1 protein-coding gene is annotated in these 3,453 nt (G+C 50.5%); it reads right to left on the bottom strand.

What is annotated here, in order from left to right:
* Positions 1–3: 3 nt before the first annotated feature.
* Positions 4–3,453: T9SS type B sorting domain-containing protein (locus tag JS40_RS00010; protein WP_034257549.1), on the bottom strand; the 3,450-nt coding region annotated here is incomplete at its 5' end.

Here is a 3,453-nt window from a genome sequence, read left to right as displayed (position 1 = left end):
GATCTATCGTTTTAGTGTAAAGTGGCCTTTAAATTCCTTTTGTGTTTCGTTCTCTTTGTATTCCACCACGAACCAGTAATCGCTCGAAGGTAATGGATTCCCGTTATAGGTACCATCCCATCCCGGACCCTGCGGACTGATCTGCTTCAAGAGCTTTCCAAACCTGTCAAATATATAAATTTTTGCCGTAGGGTCACCACCGGCAATGCCAATGATATTCCACGTATCGTGGTACCCATCCTGATTCGGTGTGACAAATCGAGGATAGTCAATAATGCTAACCTCCAAACTCACACTACCACACCCATTGGCATCCTTTATAGTCACCACATGAACCCCGGGGTCCACATCGGTAAAAGTACTCTCCTCTTGGAAAGGCCCATTGTCCAGCTGGAACACATAATCACCATCGCCTGTGACCATCACATCGATGGTATGAGAACTGGCAAAGGCCCCACTGGTCACCTCTGCACTATAGGTAATGGGAGGCGAAGAAACGATCACCGTTGTGGTGACCTCCATACTACAACCCGTAGCATTCTCCGTAACGATCACCGTATAGACACCGCCTTCCAAGGCAATGATCGAGGGACCGTTCTGTCCCAAAAGCGTCACCCCATCCAACTGCCACTCAAAACTATAGAGGGTAGCCTCCAGACCCGTATCGATCACAGGCGGGGAAGCGCCCCCTTCCTCAGCATCGATCGGGTTCCCATTAGCATCCACACAAAGACGATAGGTCTCATCCAAGACCACCAAAGGTAGCTGCTCCACCTTTAAGGTAACTTCGGTAATATCAAAACAACCCGTCTCAGGATGCGTCACACGCGCATAGATCACTTGCGGATTGATAATATTGGTATAGGCATCCGGCAACGCATTAGCCGTATCTCCCAACTGCGCCTGTTCCAGACTCTCATAAAAATCAACATCATAAGGCTGGCCTCCAAGGACCTCCAAACCAATTAGAGGAAGATCAAAGACCGTATACCCGTCGTTGGGACCCTCCTGGTCACAAAGCACATACGGCTCACTAAGAGCATTGGCAATAACACCCTCCAATACCTGAAGGTTGAAGGTTAAAGAATAGTTCCCCTCAGCGTCCTGCTCACTGGCAATGTAACACGTGGTCTGGGTGTTCAAGATCCCGACATAGATAGGCTGGCCCGGAGGACTCACACTACCATCATTCTGGTAATTGGTCACATCTCCTATTGGATTGCTTCCCGAAGCTGCATCACCCGGCGTTTCATAGAAACTAACCTGATGGATAAGGGGGTCCTGACCGTTCAAGATCTCATCGATCCGATCGGTAAGATCAAAGAAAGCAAAACCATCGTTGTCCACCTCACAGACTACCAGATCACTGATCTGAGCTGTCGCATCCGGAAGCGCATTGACCACAAGTAGCAACTCAACGATCTCAAAACACGCCTCTACACTGGCATTGTTGGTCACCCGAACATAGATCGTTTGCGGATTCTCCAAATTCTCATACATGGTGATATCACCCGCAATAGGGTCATTGTCCACCGCCTGCTGGTAACTCTCATGGTAAGAGAAAACAACATTAGGGTTGGTACTGATCTGCCCCTCACGAATGGTAAGATCAAAAAACTCCTTCTCATCCCCAGCATCGGTGTAGTCACACTTCTCGATAGGATCCGGCGTATTGGGCTGAGGGTTAGGAACCACCCGAAGTTCAAGGCTGGTAAAGTTCTCACACTCCGTATTGGTATCAAACACTCGTACATACACCGTCTGAGGATTACTCGTATTGGCATAGGCCGTGGCAGGGACAATGCGGTTCTCATCGTCCAATGCGTTTTGCTGGCTCTCGTAATAATAAGCCTCTACACCTGCAGCGCCGCCCGTGATCTCATCACTCTTGGCAGTAAGGTCAAAGAGGGTGACCCCGTCATTAGGCTCCCCAAGGTCATCACACTCTGACAAAGGCGTGGGAGCGTTCGCCAAGGGACCCGTATTGACCTGAAGTGTAAAACTCACAATGGCAAAACAACCGTTGCCACCACTCTCCAAACGAACCCAGATGGTCTGAGGGTTCACAGTATTGGTATACATCGTAGGGGTAGTGATCATTGGGGTGCCCGCCGTGGCATTGGCCAAACTCGTATGATAACTGAAACTATAGCTCACAGGAGGATCAGAGACCGGCTGAAGATCCAAAAGCGTTGGCTCATACACCGTAAGATCAAAGACCGAAGTGGTCCCCTGATCACAGGCCACCAGGGAAGGAAGACTGTTGGGTACCAAAGGGGACGGATTTACAATAAGGTCGAAGGTAACCACCGTATAACAGCCCGAGGTGTTAGGGGCCTGGGTGAAGGCCACACGCGCCCATACAGGCTGTACATTGGCCACAATGTTCTGATAAGGACTCGAGATAGGGAACACACCATTGTTGGCATCGCTCTGGCTCTCATGATAGGTCACCGTAGCACCCATGGCAGAGGTGATCTCAGCATCCTTGCTCGTAAGATCGAACAACGCGATCCCGTCATTGTCATCATCACACACCACCAAAGGGGTAGGGTCTGCCGCCACAGGGACCGGAAGCACCGAAATGGTAAGGGTCGTGCGTGCCTCACAGCCCGTGCTGTTGAACACACTCACATACAACGTCTGAGGGGTAGCCGTATTGGCGTACGAAGTGGCGGGACTAATGGCCGTACCCGCAGCCTGATCGGCAGGGGTCTCGTAATAAAATACCGTAAGATCCGGGTTAAAGCCCGTGATCTCTGAATTGTAAGACGTAAGATCAAAGAGCGTCACACCATCCGTATCACTGCCACTGGCCTGATCATCACACACCGCCTTATCCGCAGGGTCATTAATGAGGGGGTACACCCCAACGATCAGATCAAAGGAACTGATACGACCACAACCCGTGGCATTCTCCTGCAAACGTACCCAGATCGTCTCACCGCCACTGGTATAAGCAGTGGTATTGATAATGGCATTGATGCCCCCATCGGCATCGGCAAAACTCGTATGGTAGCTCACACTGTAATCCGGAGGAAGCTGGGTCCCGCCCGTTACAAAAGGCGTGTTGTCTTCTAAATTGAACACCGCACTGCCTCCACCGGTAGTGTCACAAGAGATAAGATCCCCAAAACCGGAGACAGGCGCATCCGGCAGAAGGTTCACAATAAGATCCAAAGCAACAACACTGTAACAGGCAGGAGAAGTACTGGGAGGCGTCACTATACGAGTGACACGAGCCCAAACAACATCAGTAAAAGGATCATCATTCGTATAAGGACTCAGCAACTCAGTGCCGGAAACACCAGCCTCAGCCTCAGCCTGGGTCTGGTAGTAGAGCACCGTAACATCCGTCTCACCATTGGCGATCTCAAGATCCTTGTCAGTTAACGTGAAATCAGCAAAACCATCGTTGTTGTCATCACAAACCTCTAAAGGAGTGGGAGTGGC

It is taken from the genome of Altibacter lentus (assembly GCF_000746845.1).
Classification (GTDB): Bacteria; Bacteroidota; Bacteroidia; order Flavobacteriales; family Flavobacteriaceae; genus Altibacter; species Altibacter lentus.
This window is presented reverse-complemented; position numbering and strand designations above follow the sequence as displayed.